Annotated in this window: 15 protein-coding genes; 7 read left to right on the forward strand and 8 right to left on the reverse strand. The window is 65.6% G+C overall.

Annotated elements, in window-relative coordinates; all coding sequences use genetic code 11:
- The first annotated feature begins 77 nt into the window (after window positions 1–77).
- Window positions 78–215, forward strand: coding sequence for a hypothetical protein (locus tag BMZ97_RS31145; protein WP_175525416.1), 138 nt, complete (start codon window positions 78–80; stop codon window positions 213–215).
- 156 nt (window positions 216–371) lie between these two features.
- On the forward strand, window positions 372–1,547 hold the full coding sequence (locus BMZ97_RS04020) for a UbiH/UbiF family hydroxylase (RefSeq protein WP_092165694.1): 1,176 nt from the start codon (window positions 372–374) through the stop codon (window positions 1,545–1,547).
- Window positions 1,548–1,616: 69 nt separating this feature from the next.
- Here the strand turns inward: BMZ97_RS04020 and BMZ97_RS04025 are convergent, their stop codons facing one another.
- Both BMZ97_RS04025 and BMZ97_RS04030 read right to left on the reverse strand, forming a co-directional pair.
- A complete protein-coding gene (locus tag BMZ97_RS04025; RefSeq protein ID WP_092165698.1) occupies window positions 1,617–2,744 on the reverse strand; it encodes a CaiB/BaiF CoA transferase family protein in 1,128 nt (375 codons plus the stop codon).
- Window positions 2,745–2,780: 36 nt separating this feature from the next.
- On the reverse strand, window positions 2,781–3,752 hold the full coding sequence (locus tag BMZ97_RS04030; RefSeq protein ID WP_092165700.1) for an AEC family transporter: 972 nt from the start codon (window positions 3,750–3,752) through the stop codon (window positions 2,781–2,783).
- 285 nt (window positions 3,753–4,037) lie between these two features.
- Between BMZ97_RS04030 and BMZ97_RS04035 the strand changes: the two genes are divergently transcribed.
- On the forward strand, window positions 4,038–5,087 hold the full coding sequence (locus tag BMZ97_RS04035; protein ID WP_092165702.1) for an HpcH/HpaI aldolase/citrate lyase family protein: 1,050 nt from the start codon (window positions 4,038–4,040) through the stop codon (window positions 5,085–5,087).
- Window positions 5,088–5,214: 127 nt separating this feature from the next.
- Window positions 5,215–5,544: a heat shock protein HspQ gene (gene hspQ / locus BMZ97_RS04040; RefSeq protein ID WP_069691631.1), complete on the forward strand. Its 330-nt coding sequence runs from the start codon at window positions 5,215–5,217 to the stop codon at window positions 5,542–5,544.
- A 102-nt stretch (window positions 5,545–5,646) separates the two neighbouring features.
- On the opposite strand, the gene BMZ97_RS04045 is transcribed toward hspQ, so the two are convergent.
- Complete coding sequence (locus BMZ97_RS04045) at window positions 5,647–6,456, reverse strand: invasion associated locus B family protein (protein WP_092165704.1); 810 nt, start codon at window positions 6,454–6,456, stop codon at window positions 5,647–5,649.
- Between the two features lie 327 nt (window positions 6,457–6,783).
- Between BMZ97_RS04045 and BMZ97_RS04050 the strand changes: the two genes are divergently transcribed.
- Both BMZ97_RS04050 and BMZ97_RS04055 read left to right on the forward strand, forming a co-directional pair.
- Window positions 6,784–8,550 carry an extracellular solute-binding protein gene (locus tag BMZ97_RS04050; RefSeq protein ID WP_244546223.1) on the forward strand — a complete coding sequence of 589 codons (1,767 nt, stop codon included), beginning with the start codon at window positions 6,784–6,786 and terminating at the stop codon, window positions 8,548–8,550.
- Window positions 8,551–8,560: 10 nt separating this feature from the next.
- Complete coding sequence (locus BMZ97_RS04055) at window positions 8,561–9,580, forward strand: AMP-binding protein (RefSeq protein ID WP_092165708.1); 1,020 nt, start codon at window positions 8,561–8,563, stop codon at window positions 9,578–9,580.
- A gap of 3 nt (window positions 9,581–9,583) precedes the next feature.
- Here the strand turns inward: BMZ97_RS04055 and mfd are convergent, their stop codons facing one another.
- Genes mfd through BMZ97_RS04070 form a run of 3 tightly spaced genes read right to left on the reverse strand, consistent with a single transcriptional unit; the run spans window position 9,584 to window position 13,938 of the window.
- Window positions 9,584–13,132 carry a transcription-repair coupling factor gene (gene mfd / locus BMZ97_RS04060; protein WP_092165710.1) on the reverse strand — a complete coding sequence of 1,183 codons (3,549 nt, stop codon included), beginning with the start codon at window positions 13,130–13,132 and terminating at the stop codon, window positions 9,584–9,586.
- The gene (locus BMZ97_RS04065) at window positions 13,129–13,629 is read right to left on the reverse strand and encodes a hypothetical protein (RefSeq protein ID WP_092165712.1); all 501 of its coding nucleotides are present in this window, start codon (window positions 13,627–13,629) and stop codon (window positions 13,129–13,131) included. The genes mfd and BMZ97_RS04065 overlap by 4 nt, the downstream gene beginning before the upstream one ends.
- 12 nt (window positions 13,630–13,641) lie before the next feature.
- The gene (locus tag BMZ97_RS04070) at window positions 13,642–13,938 is read right to left on the reverse strand and encodes an FAD assembly factor SdhE (RefSeq protein ID WP_092165714.1); all 297 of its coding nucleotides are present in this window, start codon (window positions 13,936–13,938) and stop codon (window positions 13,642–13,644) included.
- A 158-nt stretch (window positions 13,939–14,096) separates the two neighbouring features.
- Between BMZ97_RS04070 and recG the strand changes: the two genes are divergently transcribed.
- Window positions 14,097–16,199 (forward strand): ATP-dependent DNA helicase RecG, encoded by a 2,103-nt coding sequence (gene recG / locus BMZ97_RS04075; protein WP_092165716.1) that lies wholly within the window; start codon window positions 14,097–14,099, stop codon window positions 16,197–16,199.
- A 38-nt stretch (window positions 16,200–16,237) separates the two neighbouring features.
- Here the strand turns inward: recG and BMZ97_RS04080 are convergent, their stop codons facing one another.
- Together BMZ97_RS04080 and glmS are read right to left on the reverse strand one after the other, a co-directional pair.
- The gene (locus BMZ97_RS04080) at window positions 16,238–16,948 is read right to left on the reverse strand and encodes a DUF502 domain-containing protein (protein WP_092165718.1); all 711 of its coding nucleotides are present in this window, start codon (window positions 16,946–16,948) and stop codon (window positions 16,238–16,240) included.
- Window positions 16,949–17,148: 200 nt separating this feature from the next.
- Window positions 17,149–18,975 (reverse strand): glutamine--fructose-6-phosphate transaminase (isomerizing), encoded by a 1,827-nt coding sequence (gene glmS, locus BMZ97_RS04085; protein ID WP_092165720.1) that lies wholly within the window; start codon window positions 18,973–18,975, stop codon window positions 17,149–17,151.
- Window positions 18,976–19,007: the final 32 nt, after the last annotated feature.

The following is a 19,007-nucleotide window of genomic DNA, read 5'->3' on the forward strand; positions in this document are numbered from 1 at the left end:
ATAGGGACTTGCATCCGTACAGTGCAACGGCTGGACTGCGCGGAGGACCAGCGTGCAGCGCCGATTCGAGCGCAGCCGTGGCCTTGAAGGCGGTGATCGACAAGGCGAAGCATCATGGTGCGACCGTCGAGATCAGCGGCGCAACCCTGCCCGTGCGGCGCGTATTGCTGCATGAGGGCATCCGCGAGCCGCTCGTCGCCTTCCGCAACACCTGACCTGCGACGCAGCGGCCGATGGTCAAGCCCGTTCGCTTCGGCTAGAGCGTTTTCGAGCGAAGTGGACGCCGGTTCGCGTGAAGAAAACGCGTTAAAACAAAGGGCTAGAGCAATTGAACGATCCAATCGGATCGGAAATTGCTCTAGCGACAGAGCATGAGTTCTTCTGAAGACCACGAGGTCGATATCGCGATCGTCGGCGCTGGGGCCGTCGGCCTCGCTGCGGCGCTTGCGCTGGCCAAGGACGGGCGGTGTATCACAGTGCTCGGCCCCCTCGCCGCGCCACGTGATGGACGGACCGTGGCCTTGCTCGACGGCTCCTGGCGGCTCCTCGCCGAGCTCGGGCTGACCGATGCGCTCACCGGCAAGGCCGCTCCCCTCGAAACGATGCGGCTTGTCGACGACACGGGCAGCCTGTTCCGCCAGCCGCCGGTCGAATTCAGGGCCTCGGAGGCCGGGCTCGAGGCTTTCGGCTGGAATGTCGAGAACGCCGAGCTTGTGGCGGCGTTAGTGAGTGCAGCGCGCCAGCATGACGGCATCCGGCTGGTCGAAAGCCTGGTCTCGGCGATCGCGCCCGATCAGGATGGCGTGATGCTGTCCGGCGAGGGCTTTTCGCCGTTGCGCGCCCGCCTCGTCATCGGGGCCGATGGTCGCCTGTCCCGGGTGCGTGGCGCCGCCGGCATTGCCGCGCGCGACTGGCGCTATCCGCAGATCGCGCTGACGGCGATCCTCAACCATCGCCGCGACCATCAGGAGACCTCGACCGAGTTCCACACCCGCAAGGGCCCCTGCACGCTGGTGCCGCTGCCCGGCCGACGCTCATCGCTGGTCTGGATGGTGGACCCCGCGGAGGCAGAGGCGGTCGCCGCGCTGGACGATGCTGGCTTCGCCCGCCGGGTCGAGACGCAGACGCATTCGCTGCTCGGCGCGATGAGCCTCGCCGGCCCGCGCGGGCGCGTTCCGATGGGCGGGTTGTCCGTCGAGCGCTTCGCAGCCAGCCGCATGGCGCTGATCGGCGAGGCCGCGCATGTGTTTCCGCCGATCGGCGCACAGGGCCTCAATCTCGGCCTGCGCGATGTGATGGCCTTGCGTGAGACGCTGCTCGGCTCGGACGATCCGGGCGACGATGTCGTGATGGCGGCCTATGATCGGGCGCGCCAGAGCGATGTGCGCCTGCGTACGGGGGCGGTCGACGCGCTGAACCGCACGCTGCTGACCGATCTGCTGCCGGCCGATCTATTGCGCGGCGCCGGGCTCCTGGCGCTGTCTCGGATCGGCCCGCTGCGCCGCTTCGTCATGCGGCAGGGGCTGGCGGGCGGAACTGCCCGCTGAATCGCTCAGGAGCGCTTTCGAGCGAAGCGGATACCGGTTCGCGTGAAGAAAGCGCGTTAAAACAAAGATCTACCTTGCGCCGGGCTTGAGCAGTTCGTCGGTATCCACGCCGCTGGCAGCAACCTTGCGCAAGGGTTGCGCCTGATCGCGAAAGACCGGCGCGAGCGGCAGCGGCGTCGACACGAGGCGCCGCCCGCCCGGCTCCTCGGCCTGCGCGTCGAGCAAACCGCGCGCGGTCAGGTGCGGGTCCGCGGCGGCTTCCTCCAATGTCCGCACCATCGTGCAGCAACAATCGAGCGGCTCCAGCAGATCGCGCCAATGCGCTGCGGGAGCAGATGCGATGATCGCTTCGATGGCAGCTTTCGTGGCGGCCGGATCGGTGCCGTCGTCGCGCAAGCGCTCTTCAAGAGCGATCGCCTCGCAGAAGCCGTCCCAGAATTTCGGCTCCAGAGCGCCAACTGCGAGGAACCAGCCGTCCTGAGTGGCATAGAGCCCGTAGCGCGGGCTTGCCCCGGTCAAGAGGCCCTCCCCACCGGCGGGATAGCGTCCGGCCGCCTGGCCCTGCGCCATGCCGTACCAGGCGAAGGCCGGCATCGCGTCCGACATGGCGATGTCGAGATGGCAGCCCTCGCCGCTGCGCTCGCGCTGGCGTAGGGCGAGCAGGATGTTGAGCACGGCCGGCATCGTGCCGCCGCCGATATCGGCGACGAGCGCGGGCGGTAGTGGCGCGGGCGCGCCGCGCTTCAGCGACTGGCCGAGCAGGCCGCCGATAGCCTGGTAATTGATGTCGTGGCCGGCTTCCTGCGCGCGCGGGCCGGTCTGGCCGAAACCGCTGATCGAGCAATAGATCAGGCGCGGATTGATGGCCTTCAACGCCTCGAAGCCGAAACCGAGCCGTTCCATCACGCCAGGCCGGAACTGCTCGATCAGGATATCGGCCCGCGCGATCAGCGGCGTCAGGCGAGCCAGGGAGTCCGCTGCCTTGAGATCGATCTCGAGGCTCGCCTTGCCGCGGTTGAGCACGGCGAAGGGCGCAGAGGTCTCACCGAAGCGTGGCGGAAAGCGGCGCATGTCCTCGCCGCCCGGGCGCTCGATCTTGATCACCTGCGCGCCGGCCTCGGACAGGAACAGGCTCGCCAGCGGTCCCGGCAGCAGCGTCGAGAAGTCCAGAACCAGCAGGTCGTCCAGCGGCAGCATCGGGCGCCTCGCTTCGGCGCCGGCTTGGCCACGCGCTCAGGGGAACAGGTCGGCGACCATCCTGCCCGTCTTCACCAGCCACAGGAAGCCCGTCAACGTGCCCATCGACACGATGGTGCCGACCAGGATGCAGGCCGAGGCGCGCTCGACACCGACCTTGTACTGCGTCGAGATCACGAAGATGTTCAGCGCCGGCGGCAGCGCAGCCATGATGATGGCGGTGAAGATCCACTGGTCGGGCACATCGGCGATGGCCGAGAGCAGCACCCAGACCAGCAGCGGATGCAGCACGAGCTTGACCAGCACCAGCAGCGGCACCTCGCCGGGCATCGCCTTCATCGGCCGCAGCGCCACCGTGACGCCGAGCAGGAAAAGCGCGCAAGGCGCGGCGGCCTGCGAGAGCCAAAGTGTCATCTTGTCGATCGCCGTCGGCAATTCGAGATGGGTGAAGGCCGCAATCACTCCCGCTGCGGTGGCGAGGTTGAAGGGGTGGGTCAGGACCTTCCAGACGATCTCGCCGGCGGTCGCGAGCAGGCTCTTCTTCTCGACACCGGCGATCGCCATCAGGAAAGGGACCAGCGAAAACAAAAGGATGCTGTCGAAGACAAAGACCAGCACCAGCGGCGCGCTCGAGGCAGGTCCGAGCGCGGCCAGGATCAGCGGCGGGCCCATATAGCCGATATTCGAATAGGAGCCGGCCACTCCCTGCATCACCGACTGGGGGATGTCGCGGCGGGTGAATTTCATCCCGATCGCGAAAGACAGGGCAAACGCGCAGAAGGTCGACAGCGTCGTAGCGATGACGAAGCGCCAATTGCTGAGCTCGCTCAGCGGCTTGTCGGCGATCAGCCGGTAGAACAGCGGCGGCAGCGCGACATAGATCAGGAAGAACTGCAGCCAGGCGAGCCCCGCCTCCGGCAATCGCTTGTAACGCCCGATGACGAAGCCGAGCAGGATCAACCCGAAAAAGGGCGCGACGAGATTGAAGATACCGGCGAGATCAGCCATGCGGATGAAAGCTACCTGAGACGGGCACGACGGCCCGTACTTGGCCGAACTGACGGCGTTCCCTGCCGTTTAGTCGCTTCGTGCAAGTGAGCAAGCGCGTTTGCGCCGTGCCGGCAGTCAACCACCGCCGAGCAAGGGTATTGTTCCTAAGAATATAGACCTAGCGAGATTGCTAGGTAATATTTCCTAGGCATCAAATCTCTATCTCGCCCTGCCCGCATAATGGACGATGGACGGGATAGGCGGCCTTCGTCACATTGCGGCATTGCACCATGGAGCCTCGCCATGACCGTCAAGACGCCGCGCCAGTTCTTCCGTCCACTCGCCATCGGCGCGCCGGAGCCGTTCCGCGAGCTCCCGCTGAAACTGGAACGGATGATCCATTTCGTGCCGCCGCATCTGGACAAGGTGCGCGCCAAGGTCGGTGAGCTCGCGGGCCAGGTCGATATCGTGCTCGGCAACCTGGAGGACGCGATTCCCGTCGAGGCGAAGCAGGCAGCGCGCGACGGCTTCATCGCGATGGGCAAGGCCGTCGATTTCGGCAAGACCGGGCTGTGGACGCGGGTGAACGCGCTGAATTCGCCCTGGTTCCTCGACGATATCACCGCGATCATGGCGGAGATCGGCGGCAAGCTCGATGTCGTGATGGTGCCCAAGGTCGAGGGACCATGGGACATCCATTATGTCGACCAGTTGCTGGCCCAGTTCGAAGCCCGGCACAGCCTGCCCAAGCCGATCATGATCCACGCCATCCTCGAGACCGCCGAGGGGGTGAAGAATGTCGATACGATCGCAACCGCCTCCCCGCGCATGCATGGGATGAGCCTGGGGCCAGCCGATCTCGCGGCCTCGCGCGCGATGAAGACGACGCGCGTCGGCGGCGGCCATCCGGAATACAAGGTCATCGCGGATCCTACGACGGATGGCGCCCCGCGCGCCGTCGCCCAGCAGGACCTCTGGCACTACACCCTCGCCAAGATGGTCGATGCCTGCGCGGCAGCCGGCATCAAGCCATTCTACGGGCCCTTCGGCGACTTCGCCGATACCGCCGCCTGCGAGGCGCAGTTCCGCAACGCCTTCCTGCTCGGTTGCTCGGGCGCCTGGACATTGCACCCCTCGCAGATCGAAATCGCCAAACGCGTCTTCAGCCCGGATCCCGCCGAGGTCGCCTTCGCCAAGCGCATCCTGGAGGCGATGCCGGACGGCTCCGGCGCTGTGATGATCGACGGCAAGATGCAGGATGACGCCACTTGGAAACAGGCTAAGGTCATCGTCGATCTGGCAAAACAGGTCGCAGGTCGCGACCCGGCACTTGCGGAACGCTACGGGTTATAATCACTAATTTCAGCTGGAACTTATTGATTTTGACGTATTTGCGACGCAATCCTCAAGCAAGCGCCTGACAATATTTTAGCCGGACATCTCTTCCGCCTACCCGCTCCAGCATGGACCAAAGCCTACGATGCAAGCACGTTCGGCGAAATTCAGGATCGGACAGGTGGTCAAGCACCGCGTCTATCCGTTCCGTGGCGTGATCTTCGACGTCGATCCCGTTTTCGCCAACTCGGACGAATGGTGGCTGGCGATCCCGGAGAATCTGCGCCCGTCGAAGGACCAGCCTTTCTACCATCTCTTCGCCGAGAACGAGGAGACGGAATACGTCGCCTATGTCTCGGAGCAGAACCTCGTGATCGACGAGTCGGGGCGGCCGATCCGCCACCCGCAGGCCAAAGAATTCTTCCGCCGCGATCGCAAAGGGCAATACCAGATCGATCGCGCCGGGTTGAACTGAACTCAACCCGCGACGCACAGAAGCCCGCATCCATGCGACCATGAAAAAGGCCGGCCCCTCCTGGGACCGGCCTTTTCCTTGTGACGTCGTCTCTCCCGCCTATCAGGGCTTGGGAGCAGCTCCCGGGGCCGGCGCGGCGCCCGGGGCCGAAAGCCCTCCCGGCACGGCAGGCGCCGCTCCCGGGACGCCCGGAGCGGCGTTGGCGCCGCTGCCGCCAAGACGCTGGCGCAGTTCTTCCTGACGCTTGGCCAACTCGTCCTGCAAGGCCTTCTGCTGGTCCTCGAGCACCTTGGGATCGATCGGCGCGCCGTCGAAACCCTTGGCAAAATCGGCGAGCGGAATGGAGAAGGAGACCTCGCGCGCGCCCTGGTTCTGGACGCTGATGCTGAGATTGGTGCCCTTCTTCATCGCATTGATGAAGTCGTCCTTGACCTGCGCCTCGGCGAAGCAGCCGTTCGGGAAGCAGATCGCATAGCGGCCAGGGGTGGGCTGCGCGGTATCGACGCCGAAGCGGATGCCGGGCTGCAGCAGCAGGCCGAGCGGCATCAGGAAGCGCACGATCTTGTTGGGATCGCCCTTGACGTCATAGACGGCGACCGCGAGCACCGGCTGGCCCTGGTCGGAGACGAAATCGCGCGTGGTGTAGCAGATTTCCTTGTTGGCAGCCTGGTCCTTGCCGCAGACCTTGGTCCAGTTGGTCTGCGAGGGCTCGGGCTTGACCTGAACGACGGTCGGGCCGGCTGCGGCCTGTCCGCCCTGGGGAGCGGCGGGCTGCTGAGCCGGTTGGGCAGGCTGCGCAGGGCGCTGCGCGGGGCGCGGTGCCTGGGCAAAGGCGGCGACGGGCCCAAGACCCAGCGCTGCGCTAAGGGCGACGCCCAGGACGCGCGAGGACAAGCTAAACGAAGCGGACATCTGTCATTCCTTAATCTGCGAATTCGGGACCACGACTTCGCAAGCCGCGCGCGCCACCATCGACAGCCCAATCGCATATCAGCGCCAGCCACCGCAAGCCGAGCACATCAGGGGTGATTGAGGCGTTTGCATGACACCTAGCGTCGCCTTTAGCGAGTTCCGTTACAGGATTCCAGTCCGAATAGCTGCGTGACTGCGAAGTTGCCGTGTTATCCTCACGCACGGGAATCAGGTTTGACGATGTCTTCGCCTCGCATGGGCCGCTCAGCATTGCACACTGCGGCCAAAGCAATCTTCTCTGCATTGACGCTTATCCTGGCGATGGGCGTGGATTCGCATGCCGAATCGCCCTCCTCTGCCCATGCTATCGCGATGCATGGCGAGCCGGCCCTGCCGCCGGGCTTCGTTCACCTGCCCTATGCCGACCCTGACGCACCTAAGGGCGGGCGCATCGTCTTTGGTCTGCAGGGCACGTTCGACAGCCTGAATCCGCTGGTCGTGCTCGGCGTCGCGCCCGACGCCGTGCCGCGCTACGTCCAGCAGAGCCTGCTCTACCGCTCAGCCGACGAACCCTTCACCGCCTATGGCCTGCTCGCATCCCGCGTCGAGCTCAACGAGGCGCGGACCCGGCTCGCCTTCGAGATCGACGAGAGAGCGCGCTTCTCGGACGGGACGCCGGTTACTGCCGACGACGTGCTCTTCACCTTCGAAATGCTGAAGACCAAGGGCAAGCCGTTCCACCGCTCCAGCCTCGGCCGCGTGACGAAGGCTGAGGCGCCCTCGCCGCGCTCTGTCGTGTTCGAGCTCGGCGACGGCTCGAACCGCGAATTGCCGTTGGTGATCGGCGCGATGCCGATCTTCGCCAGGCACGCGACAAACGCGGACACTTTCGGCGAAACCAGCTTCAAGCCGGCGCTCGGCTCGGGTCCCTATCTCGTCAGCGAGGTCAGGCCCGGCGAGGCACTGACGCTGAAGCGCCGCAAGGATTTCTGGGCCGAGAACCACCCGCTGACGCGCGGCCTCTTCAATGCCGATGAGATCCGCTACGATTTCTATCGCGACGCCAACGCCTTGTTCGAGGCCTTCAAGGCAGGCCTCTACGACATCCGGCTCGAACCCGATCCGACACGCTGGATGACTGGCTATGACGTGCCTGCCGTGCGCGATGGCCGCATCGTGCGCGAGGCGCTGCGCTTCCAGGCCCCCAAGGGCATGACCGGGCTCGTCTTCAACACGCGCCGGCCAGCCTTCGCCGATGTCCGCGTGCGCGAAGCGCTCGGCATCATGTTCGATTTCGAATGGGTCAACCGCAACCTGTTCCACGGCGTCTATCGCCGCGCCGGCAGCTTCTTCTCCGATTCGGAGCTGTCGGCGCTCGGCGTCCCCGCCGATGCGCGGGAGAAAGCCTTGCTGGCTGCGTTTCCCGGCAGCGTGCGCGACGATATTCTCGCCGGGAGCTGGGCGCCGGCTGCAACCGATGGCTCAGGTCGCGACCGCGAGCAGGCCCGCAAGGCGCTCGATCTGCTGCAGACAGCGGGATACGAGCTTCAGGATGGGGTTTTGCGCAATCGCAGGACGGCGGAGCCCCTTGCCTTCGAGATCACCGTCACCAACCGGCCGCAGGAGCGTCTCGCGCTGAACTATGCCGCTTCGCTCGGGCGTCTCGGCGTCGGTGTCAGTGTCAGGCTGATCGACGATGTGCAGTACTGGCGCAGGCTGTCGGCCTTCGATTTCGACATGATCCAGTGGACATGGCCGGCCTCCGCCTCGCCCGGCAACGAACAGGTCGGCCGCTGGGGCTCGGCCAATGCCGACCGCAAGGGGGCGCTGAATTATGCCGGCGTGAAATCGCCCGCCGTCGATGCCGCCCTGCAGGCGATTCTGGCGGCGCGCGAACGCGAGGATTTCGTCGCCGCCGTGCGCGTACTCGATCGGGCGCTGCTCTCGGGCTTCTATGTCGTGCCGCTCTATTACCTGCCCGAGACATGGCTGGCGCGTTCACGCGATGTCACCCTGCCAACCCGCAAGCCGGCCTATTTCCTCGCCACCGAAGCTCTGGCGCGCCGCCCGGCGTCGTCGGCACCAGCCAACTGAAGGCCAGCCGATGCGGGCAGAACAGGACGACGCCGCCTCCGCCCTGCTCGACGGGCTCGACCTCGACACGCTGCTGAAAGCCCTGACCCGCGGCCGGGGATATGAGGCGGCGCTGCGCGACCCACCGGGACGCCGGGGCTGGAGCGACACGATCCCGACCTCGCTGAGCTTCTTGCAGCTAGAGGAGCGCGTCGACCAGCTCGCGCGATTGCTCGCGGTCAATCACGCGCAGCCGGGCGCGACCGTCGCGATCCTGGCGCCGCTCGGTCCGGAGGCGATCGTCGCCATCCTCGCCAGCCTGCGGGCAGGCCTGTCGCCGCTGATGCTGCCATTGCACGGCAACGAGCTCGAATTGCTGGGACTGATCGAGGCGTCCAGCGCAGTGATGGCGCTCGGCGTCGGCCGTGTCGGGCCGCTGCAGCCGCTGATCATGCTGCGCAATCTCGCGGTCCGGGCCTTTGGCACGCGCTTCGTGGGCGGTTTCGGGCAGGATGTCCCCGACGGCGTCGCGCCTCTCGATGCGCTGATGGCGAGCGCCGGCCTGCATCCGCTGCCCGAACAAAGCGCGCGCCCGGCTCTCCAGGTCGTCAATGCCCCGAGCCTGGCTGGGCCCTTGAAGATTTCCGAGCGCGACGTGCTCGGCAAGTCGTTGGAGATATCGCGCCTGCTGAAGCCGTTGGCCTCGTCGCGGATCGTGACCACGCTCGTTGGCGGCGACCTCGCTGCGTTGGCGACCGGGCCGGGCATGGCGCTGCTGACCGGCGTCGAATTGTTGCCGCTCGGCCTGTTCAGCCTCGGTGACCTGCAGGCCTGTGTCGCGGGTGGACGCAATGTGCATCTCGTCTTGCCGGGCGCGATGGAGCCCGCGCTGGCGCGCTCACGGCTGGCCGCCGACCCCTCGCTGGCAAGTGTCGTCCTGGTGCACCGTCCAGGCGAGGGGCGCGCCTTGCCGGCGCTCGACCGGCCCGACCTCGCCATCGTCGACATCGATGTCCGCTCGGCGGCGGAGATCGACGTCAGCAGGCGCTGACCGTCAAGCCGCCTTCTTGCGCTCGGCAATCCGGGCCAGGTCGGTCAACAGGCGGCGCGTGCCCTTGAGCCGCAACTCGGCGGTCTCGAAATCATCGATGAAGACCACGCGCATGTCTGGGCGCACCTTCGCCAGCGTGCCTTGCTTGGCGACATAGCCCACGAGGCCCTCGGGATTGGCGAACTCATTGTCGCGGAAGGCGACGATGATGCCCTTCGGGCCGGCCTCGACCTTCTCGACATTGGCGCGTTTGCACAAAGCCTTGATCGCGACGATTTCCAGAAGCTGCTGCACCTCGTCCGGCAGCGGGCCGAAGCGATCAACCAATTCCGCGCCGAAGGACTGGATGTCGCCATCGTCGTCCAGCGTCGAGAGGCGCTTGTAGAGCGTGAGCCTAAGCGTCAGGTCGGTGACGTAATGCTCGGGGATCATCACCGGCGCGCCGATCTGGATCGCCGGCGACCAATGCGCGTCGCTCTCGAAATCGACACCGGACTTCAGCGCCGCGACCGCCTCCTCCAGCATCTGCTGATAGAGCTCGTAGCCGACTTCCTTGATATGGCCCGACTGCTCGTCGCCGAGCAGATTGCCGGCGCCGCGAATATCGAGATCATGGCTGGCGAGCTGGAAGCCTGCGCCCAGCGTATCGAGCGATTGCAGGACCTTGAGGCGGCGCTCGGCCTGCTCGGTCAGCTTGCGGTTGGCCGGCATGGTGAAGAGCGCATAGGCACGGATCTTCGAGCGGCCGACACGCCCCCTGAGCTGATAAAGCTGGGCAAGGCCAAACATGTCGGCGCGGTGGACGATGAGCGTGTTGGCATTGGGAATATCGAGGCCCGATTCGACGATCGTGGTCGAGAGCAGCACGTCATACTGGCCCTCGTAGAAGGCCGTCATGACGTCCTCGAGCTGGCCTGCCGCCATCTGACCATGGGCGATACCGACCTTGGCCTCGGGCACCTGCTTGTCCAGGAAATCCTTGACGTCGGAAATGTCCTCGATACGCGGCACGACATAGAAGCTGCGCCCGCCGCGATAGCGCTCGCGCAGCAGCGCCTCGCGCACGATCAGCGGATCGAAAGGCGTCACGAAAGTGCGTACCGCAAGTCGATCGACCGGCGGCGTCGCGATGATCGAGAGCTCGCGCACACCGGTCATGGCGAGCTGGAGCGTACGCGGGATCGGTGTCGCCGTCAGGGTCAGCATATGGACCTCGGCGCGGAACTCCTTCAGCCGCTCCTTGTGGTTGACGCCGAAATGCTGCTCCTCATCGACGATGACGAGGCCGAGATCCTTGAACTCGATCGCCTTTCCCAGCAGCGCATGGGTGCCGACGACGATATCCATCGTGCCGTCCTTGACACCCTGCTTGACCGCCTTGAGATCGGCCGCGGGGACGAAGCGCGAGGCCTGGCCGACATTGATCGGCAGCCCTTTGAAGCGCTCGGCAAAATTGCGGTAGTGTTGGCGCGCCAGCAGCGTGGTGGGCACCACGACCGCGACCTGCTTGCCGTTCAGCGCGCAGGCGAAAGCGGCCCGCAGCGCGACCTCTGTCTTGCCGAAACCGACATCGCCGCAGACCAGCCGGTCCATCGGCCGCCCCGCTGCCATATCGTCGAGCACGGCATCGATCGTGGCCTGCTGGTCCTCGGTCTCCTCGAAGGGGAAGCGGGCGCAGAACTCGTCATAGAGCCCTTCCTGCGGGACCAGGCGCGGAGCCTCCTTGAGGGCGCGGGCGGCTGCGATCGCGATCAGCTTGCCCGCCATCTCACGGATGCGCTGTTTCAGCTTGGCCTTGCGCGCCTGCCAGCCGCCACCACCAAGACGATCGAGCGGAACATCGGTATCCTCCGAGCCGTAGCGCGAGAGCAATTCGATGTTTTCGACCGGCAGGAAGAGTTTCGAATCCGCGGCATAGTGGATTTCGAGGCAGTCATGTGGCGCCCCCACCGCCGTGATCGTGCGCAGGCCGATGAAGCGGCCGATGCCGTGATCGACATGGACGACGAGATCGCCGGGGCTGAGTGATGACAGTTCGGCGATGAAATCCTGCGGCCGGCGCGTCTTCTTGCGGGGACGCACGAGACGGTCGCCCAGGATGTCCTGCTCGCCGATGACCGCGAGCTTGCCGGCCTCGAAGCCGGTCTCGAAGCCCCAGACGGCGAGCGCCGTCGTGCCGGGCTTGAGATCGAAGGCGGCGCGCAACGAACCCGTGGTCTGCACGGTCTTCAGGCCGTGATCAGCCAGCACATGCGCCAGGCGCTCGCGCGAGCCTTCCGACCAGGCGGCGAGGATGACGCGGCGGCCATCGGCCTGCAGCGCCTTCACATGGGCAACGGCTGCATCGAACACGCTGCCGGCATTGTCGGCGCGCTCGGCGGCGAAGCTGCGGCCCTGACGCGCACCGAGATCGACGATCAGCTTGCCGTCGCTGTCGGGCAGCTGGAACGGCGTCAATGCAGCGACACCCGCCTGGTCGACGATACCGCGCCATTCCGCAGGAGAGAGATAGAGCGCATTCGGCAATAGCGGTTTATAGGGCGCACCGCCTGCGCTTGGCTGGTCCATCGCCGCTTTGCGGGCGTCGTAATAATCCTTGATCAGGCTGATGCGCTCGCCGACGGCATCCTCGGCCTGGGCGTCGAGCACCAGCGGGACATCGGGCAGATAGGCGAAGAGCGTGTCGAGCTTGTCGGCCAGCAGCGGCAGCCAATGCTCGAGCCCGGCTGGGCGGCGGCCTTCGCTGACCGCTTCATAGAGCGTGTCGTCGCGGCCAGGCGTGCCAAAGGTCGTGATGTAGCTCTGGCGAAAGCGCTTGATGCTTTCGCTGGTCATCTGCGCCTCGGACATCGGCACGAGGTCGAGCCCGCGCAATTGCCCGGTGGTGCGCTGCGTCTCGGGATCGAAGGTGCGGATCGATTCCAGCGTATCGCCGAAGAAATCAAGCCGGATCGGCGCCGGCATGCCCGGCGGGAACAGATCGACGATGCCGCCGCGCACGGCGAACTCACCGGTCTCGCGCACGGTCGAGGTGCGCAAATAACCGTTCATGTCGAGCCAGCGCGCGAGCTGCTCGGTATCGACCATGTTGCCCGGTGCGGCCGAGAAGCTCTCGGAGGCGACCTTGCTGAAGGCCGGCACGCGCTGGAGCGCCGCATTGACCGTGGTCAGCAGCAGGCGCGGCTTGTCGCCGGACTTCGTCTTGGCCAGCCGCGACAGCGTCGTCATCCGATGCGCGACGATCGAGGGGGCCGGCGAGACGCGGTCATAGGGCTGGCAGTCCCAGGCCGGGAACGACATCACCTCGAGATCGGGCGCAACGAATTGCAAGGCGTTCTCGAGCACCTGCAGGCGCTGGCCGTCGCGGGCGATGAAGACGAGCATGGCCGCGCCCTCGGCCTTCTTCGCCCGGGCGCGCACGAGATCGGCCAGGATGACGGCGTCGAATCCGTCGGGAACGCTGGCAAGCGTCGGCTTGTCGCCGCGATTCAACGCATCGAGAATGCGGTCGCTCTGGAGTTTGGCGAGTTGGGCGGGAGGCGGGATGCTCATTCAATCATCGACGAGGGATCGTCGGCCTTCTGATCGTCGTCTACGGGAGTGATTGTGATTTTCGAGATTGTTGCGCGCAGTGTGCCGAATGGCCCGAAGCAGGGTTCGAATTCGAATTCGACGTCTCCACGCCCTAGTCCAGTGCCAATAAAACTAGCATCAGGCTTGGCCTCGTCAGCAACGCGCAGCCACATGCCTCCAATCACGTTCTGATGGCTGAAGCCGTGCATCGAAACTTCGATAACGTCATCCTCGCTGAAGTAGAACGTGAAGATCGCATGTCGGAAAGGCGCCCCTCCGTTGTGGCCTTTGGCGCTGAAGCTTTGGGACAGGGCCAGCGATGCACCACGTCGATTGAGATCAAGCCTGAGAATCTCGGCGTCGCCGAAATTTGGATGTCCGCTGAACCATTCGACGACGGCCGCGCCGCCATCTATCGTCCGCAAGACATCAATCGTGGCTGCACGGCGAGCGTCATCATCGAGAGCCGTCGTCATTTCGAAAACCGGTCACACATGAATCGGCTTGCCGTGGTGATGAAACGCCTTCAGCCGCCGGAACACCTCGGTGTCGTAATTCGCGGGAACCTCGGCTTCGCCCGTGATCCATGACAGCAGGTCGCGGTCGAGCACTTCGATCAATTGCTCGAACAGATCGAGTTCGGCGTCGCTCAGCGTGCCGATCTCGGCATCGGCGAAGCGGCCCATGATCAGATCGGTCTCGCGCATGCCGCGATGCCAGGCGCGAAACAGGATCTTTCGCCGGCGCGGGTCGAGATCGGCGCTGGTCCTCGTCGAGCCACTCATGTGAAAACCTCGGGCAAGAAATCCGGAACGGTGCAATGACGATCGGGCCGGCCCCGTCGCGGAGCCTGCCGTCGCGCGCTATATAGCGTTGCAACCCGGCGAAGTCAGCGGCAGAACGCCGAAGATCTTCGCACTCCTGACATGTCCCGAGTAGCCGCTTGCGCCCATCCCTTCTCGACCCGCTGTTCGCCCCCGTGACGACGCTGCCGGGCGTTGGCCCCAAGCTCGGCAAGCTGCTGGATAAACTCCTCGGCGACGAGACACGCCCCGCACGCGTCATCGACCTGCTGTTTCGCTTGCCCACCGGCGCAATCGACCGGCGGCCGAGCCCTTCGATCGCCGATGCGCCGATCGGCGATGTCGCGACCTTCAACGCGCAAGTGACGGAGCATCGCCCCGCGCCGCCCACCAAGGCGAAGGCGCCCTATCGCATCATCGTCGAGGACGAGACCGGCGATGTGACGCTGGTGTTCTTCCATGCTGATGTGCGCCATCTCCTGCAGACCCTGCCTATCGGCGCCTATCGGCTCATCTCCGGCAAGCTCGAGCTCTGGGACGGCATGCGCCAGATGGTCCATCCCGACCGCATCCTCGATCCCAAATTCGCCGCGACATTGCCGGCGATCGAGCCGGTCTACGGCTTGACCGAAGGCATTGGTGCGCGGGTGATGACGCGGATAGCCGGCGCAGCCGCAGAAAAATGCCCGGATCCGGCGGAATGGCAGGACCCGGGCTTCCTGGCCAAGAGCGGGTTTCCGCCCTTCTTCGAGGCGATGCAGGCCTTGCATCATCCGCCCGATCTCAAGGCGATCGAGGGCGATACGATCGCGCGTCGCCGCGTCGCCTATGACGAATTGCTGGCAAGCCAGATCGCGCTCGCTCTGGTGCGACGCCAGCAGAAGAAGCTGGCCGGGCGGGCGACCGCCGGCGACGGCGTGTTGCGGCGGCGGATCGAGGGCGCCCTGCCCTTTACGCTGACGGATGGCCAGCGGCAGGCGCTCAATGACATCCATGACGACATGGAAAAGCCCGAACGCATGCTGCGGCTGCTGCAGGGCGATGTCGGCTCGGGCAAGACGGTCGTCGCCTTGATGGCGATGGCCGCCGCCGCCGAGGCCGGTCGGCAATCCGTGCTGATGGCCCCGACCGAAATCCTGGCGCGCCAGCATGCCGAGCGGCTGGCCCCGCTCGCCGAAGCCGCAGGCCTCAAGCTCGCATTGCTGACCGGGCGCGAGAAGGGCCCGGGTCGGGCCCGCGTGCTGGAGGGGCTGGCGAATGGCGAGATTGCGATCGCAGTGGGCACCCATGCTCTGTTCCAGGAGGGGGTCGCCTTTCGCGATCTCGCGCTCGCCATCGTCGATGAACAGCACCGTTTCGGCGTGCATCAGCGCCTGCAGCTCGGCTCCAAGGGCGAAGCGGTCGATATTCTGGTGATGACGGCGACTCCGATCCCGCGCACGCTGTCGCTGACCTGGTTCGGAGACATGGATATCTCCGTGCTGGCCGAGAAGCCGGCGGGACGCAAGCCGATCGCGACCAAGGCGATCTCGCTCGACCGCTATGACGAGGTCGTCGGCGCGGTCAGGCGTGCAGTCGAGGCCGGCGCCCAGGTCTATTGGGTCTGCCCCCTGGTGCAGGAATCCGACACGCTCGACGTCGCCGCCGCGCAGGAGCGTTTCGATGCTCTGCGTGAGTTCTTCGGCGACCGGGTCGGTCTGCTGCACGGCCAGATGCCCGGGCGCGACAAGGATGCGGCGATGTCGGCTTTCGTGGCGGGCCAGACGCGCATCCTGATCTCGACCACGGTAATCGAGGTCGGCGTCGATGTGCCCAATGCCAGCGTGATGGTGATCGAACATGCCGAACGCTTCGGTCTGGCCCAGCTTCACCAGCTGCGTGGGCGCATCGGGCGCGGCTCTGCCGCCTCGACCTGCCTCCTGCTCTACAAGGGACCTCTGGGACCGGTGGCCGAAGCGCGACTGACCATCATGCGCGAAACCGAGGACGGTTTTCGTATCGCTGAGGAGGATCTGCGACTGCGCGGCGAAGGCGAGGTGCTGGGCACCAAACAATCAGGCTCGCCGGACTGGCGGGTCGCACGACCGGAAACGGATGGCGATCTGCTCGCCGCCGCGCGCGACGATGCCCGCCTGCTGATCGAGCGCGATCCGCAGCTCGAGGGGCCACGCGGCGAGGCTGTGAGGACATTGCTCTATCTGTTCGAGCGGGACGTTGCGATCAGGCTATTGCGCGCGGGGTAGCAATCCCGATCAAGTGCGCCCCGACGATCCAGCCAGTACTATTTGCCGGTATCCGTGTCCGGCATCAGCTTCGGCGCGGCCTCGCCCGGCTGGATCAACCCCGCCGACATGATCAGCTTGGCGCCGTCCTCGACGGAGATCGTCAGTTCGATGACCTCCTTGCGCGGCAGGTAGAAGAAGAAGCCCGTCGTCGGGTTCGGCGTGCAGGGCAGGAAAACACCGATCTGCTCATTTCCATCCGGCAGTTTTCCGGCGATCTCGGGCGCGGCCTCCTGCGCGATGAAGACGATCGACCACATGCCCGGCTGCGGGAACTGCACCATCCCGACCTTGCGGAACGAGGTGCCCGATTGCGAGAAGATGGTCTCGAAGACCTGCTTCACGCCCTTGTAGAGGCTGCGCACCACCGGCATGCGATTCAGCAGCGCCTCGCCCGCCTCGATCAATGTGCGGCCGACCAGGTTGGCGGTGAGGAAGCCGAGCAGCGTCAGCCCGATCAAGCCGATGATGATGCCAAGACCGGGAATCGGAAACGGCAGATAGGAATCAGGCAGGTAGGAATTCGGGATCAGCGGCTTCACCAGCCCGTCGATCAGGGTGATGAACCACCAGGTCACGGAGGCCGTGATCGCCAGAGGAGCCGCAATGACGAGCCCGGTCAGGAAATAGCGCCGCAGCCGCGTGCCAGCCGTTGGGCGCAACAGGTCGGTCTGGATGATGAGGCGGGGATCAGGCGGGCCGGCGGTCATGCGAGGGTTCCGGTCAATCGGGCGTTCAGCCGCCATTGGCCGGCCACCATGCGACAGACCTGCCAACGCTCCCAGCAGAATTCAAGGATCCAGCAGAATTCAAGGATCGTAGCGTGGCCCGGCGGACAAGCTCGCCCCGACATATTGCCGCTTGATGTCAGCTCGCCGCGAGCCAGCCGAAGCCGGCTCGCGAACAGACCTCATTCCACCGTGACGGACTTCGCCAGGTTGCGCGGCTGATCGACGTCCTTACCCATGAAGACGGCGGTCTGGTAGGCGATCATCTGGATCGGCAGGGCGTAGACGATCGGCGCGAAGGTCGGATCCATGTCCGGCATGACGATCGTCGCCTCCGGCTCGATGCCGCATTCGGCCGCGCCCTTGGCATCGGTGATGAGGATGATCCGCCCGCCGCGCGCCGCGACCTCCTGCATGTTCGACGCGGTCTTCTCGAACAGCGCGTCATGGGGCGCGACGACGATGACCGGCATATCCTCGTCGATCAATGCGATCGGACCGTGCTTGAGTTCGCCAGCCGCATAACCTTCGGCATGGATGTAGCTGATTTCCTTGAGCTTCAAGGCGCCTTCCAGCGCCAACGGGAAGCTGGTGCCGCGGCCGAGATAAAGCACGTCCTTGGCGCGCGAGAGCTTGTGCGAGAGCTGCTCGATCTGTGGCTCGAGCTCCAGCGCGCGAGCCATCAAACCCGGCAGCGAGATCAGATGCTGCACATGGCCGGCCTCGTCCTCGGCCGAGAGTGTGCCGCGGGCACGGGCTGCGGCGAGCGCGAGCGACGCGAAAACCGCGAGCTGGCAGACGAAGGCCTTGGTCGAGGCGACGCCGATCTCGGGGCCGGCGAGCGTCTGCGCGACCGCATCGCTCTCGCGCGCGATCGTCGAGGTCGGCACGTTGACGACCGAGAGAATGACTTGCCCGTTCTGGCGGGCATAGCGCAACCCGGCCAGCGTATCGGCGGTTTCGCCGGACTGCGAGACGAAGAGCGCCAGGCCCTGGTCCGGCAGCGGCGCCTCGCGATAGCGGAACTCGGAGGCGACATCGATCTCGACCGGCAGGCGCGCCAGCTTCTCGAACCAGTATTTCGCGATCAGGCCGGCATAATAGGAGGTGCCGCAGGCGCTGATCGTCAGGCGCGAGAGGCTCTTCCAGTCGATCTGGTCGCCGAAGGGCAAGCGCACCTTGCCGTTGGCCATGTCGAGATACTGCGTCAGCGTGTGGCCGACGACCTCGGGCTGCTCGTAGATCTCCTTGGCCATGAAATGGCGGTGATTGCCCTTCTCGACCAGGAAGGCGCCGGCGGCGACGCGCTGGGCGCGGCGTTCCACCTGCTTGTTGGTCTTGTCGTAGAAGGTCGCGCCGCGGCGATGGAGCACGACCCAGTCGCCCTCCTCCAGATAGGCGATGAGACTGGTGAAGGGCGCGAGCGCCAGTGCGTCCGAGCCGAGATACATCTCGCCCTCGCCGACACCGACGGCCAGCGGCGAGCCCTTGCGGGCTCCGATCAGCAGGTCGTCCTCGCCCTGGAACAGGAAGGCGAGCGCGAAGGCACCGTGCAGGCGTGGCAGGCTGGCAGCGACCGCATCGACCGGGTTCTTGCCACGATCGAGTTCGCGGGTGACGAGATGGGCGACGATCTCGGTATCGGTCTCGGTCTCGAAGACGTAGCCGTCGGCCTGGAGCTCGGCACGCAAGTCGCGGAAATTCTCGATGATGCCGTTATGCACGACCGCGAGCTTCGGCGTCGCGTGCGGATGGGCGTTGGTCTCGTTGGGCTTGCCATGGGTCGCCCAGCGGGTGTGGCCGATGCCGATCAGGCCTTCGAGCGGCTCGTTCGACAGCCTGATCTCGAGGTTCTTGAGCTTGCCTTCGGCGCGGCGGCGGGTGAGCTGGCCGGCTTCCAGCGTCGCGACGCCGGCGGAATCATAGCCGCGATATTCGAGCCGCCGCAGCGCCTCGACGACCTGGGGCGCGACCGCTTCCTTGCCCAGAATGCCCACGATGCCGCACATGCCAAAACCTCTTCAGACGTTGCCGTTGGCAC

The sequence above is a fragment of the Allobosea sp. OK403 genome (genome assembly GCF_900113835.1).
Lineage (GTDB): Bacteria > Pseudomonadota > Alphaproteobacteria > Rhizobiales > Beijerinckiaceae > Allobosea.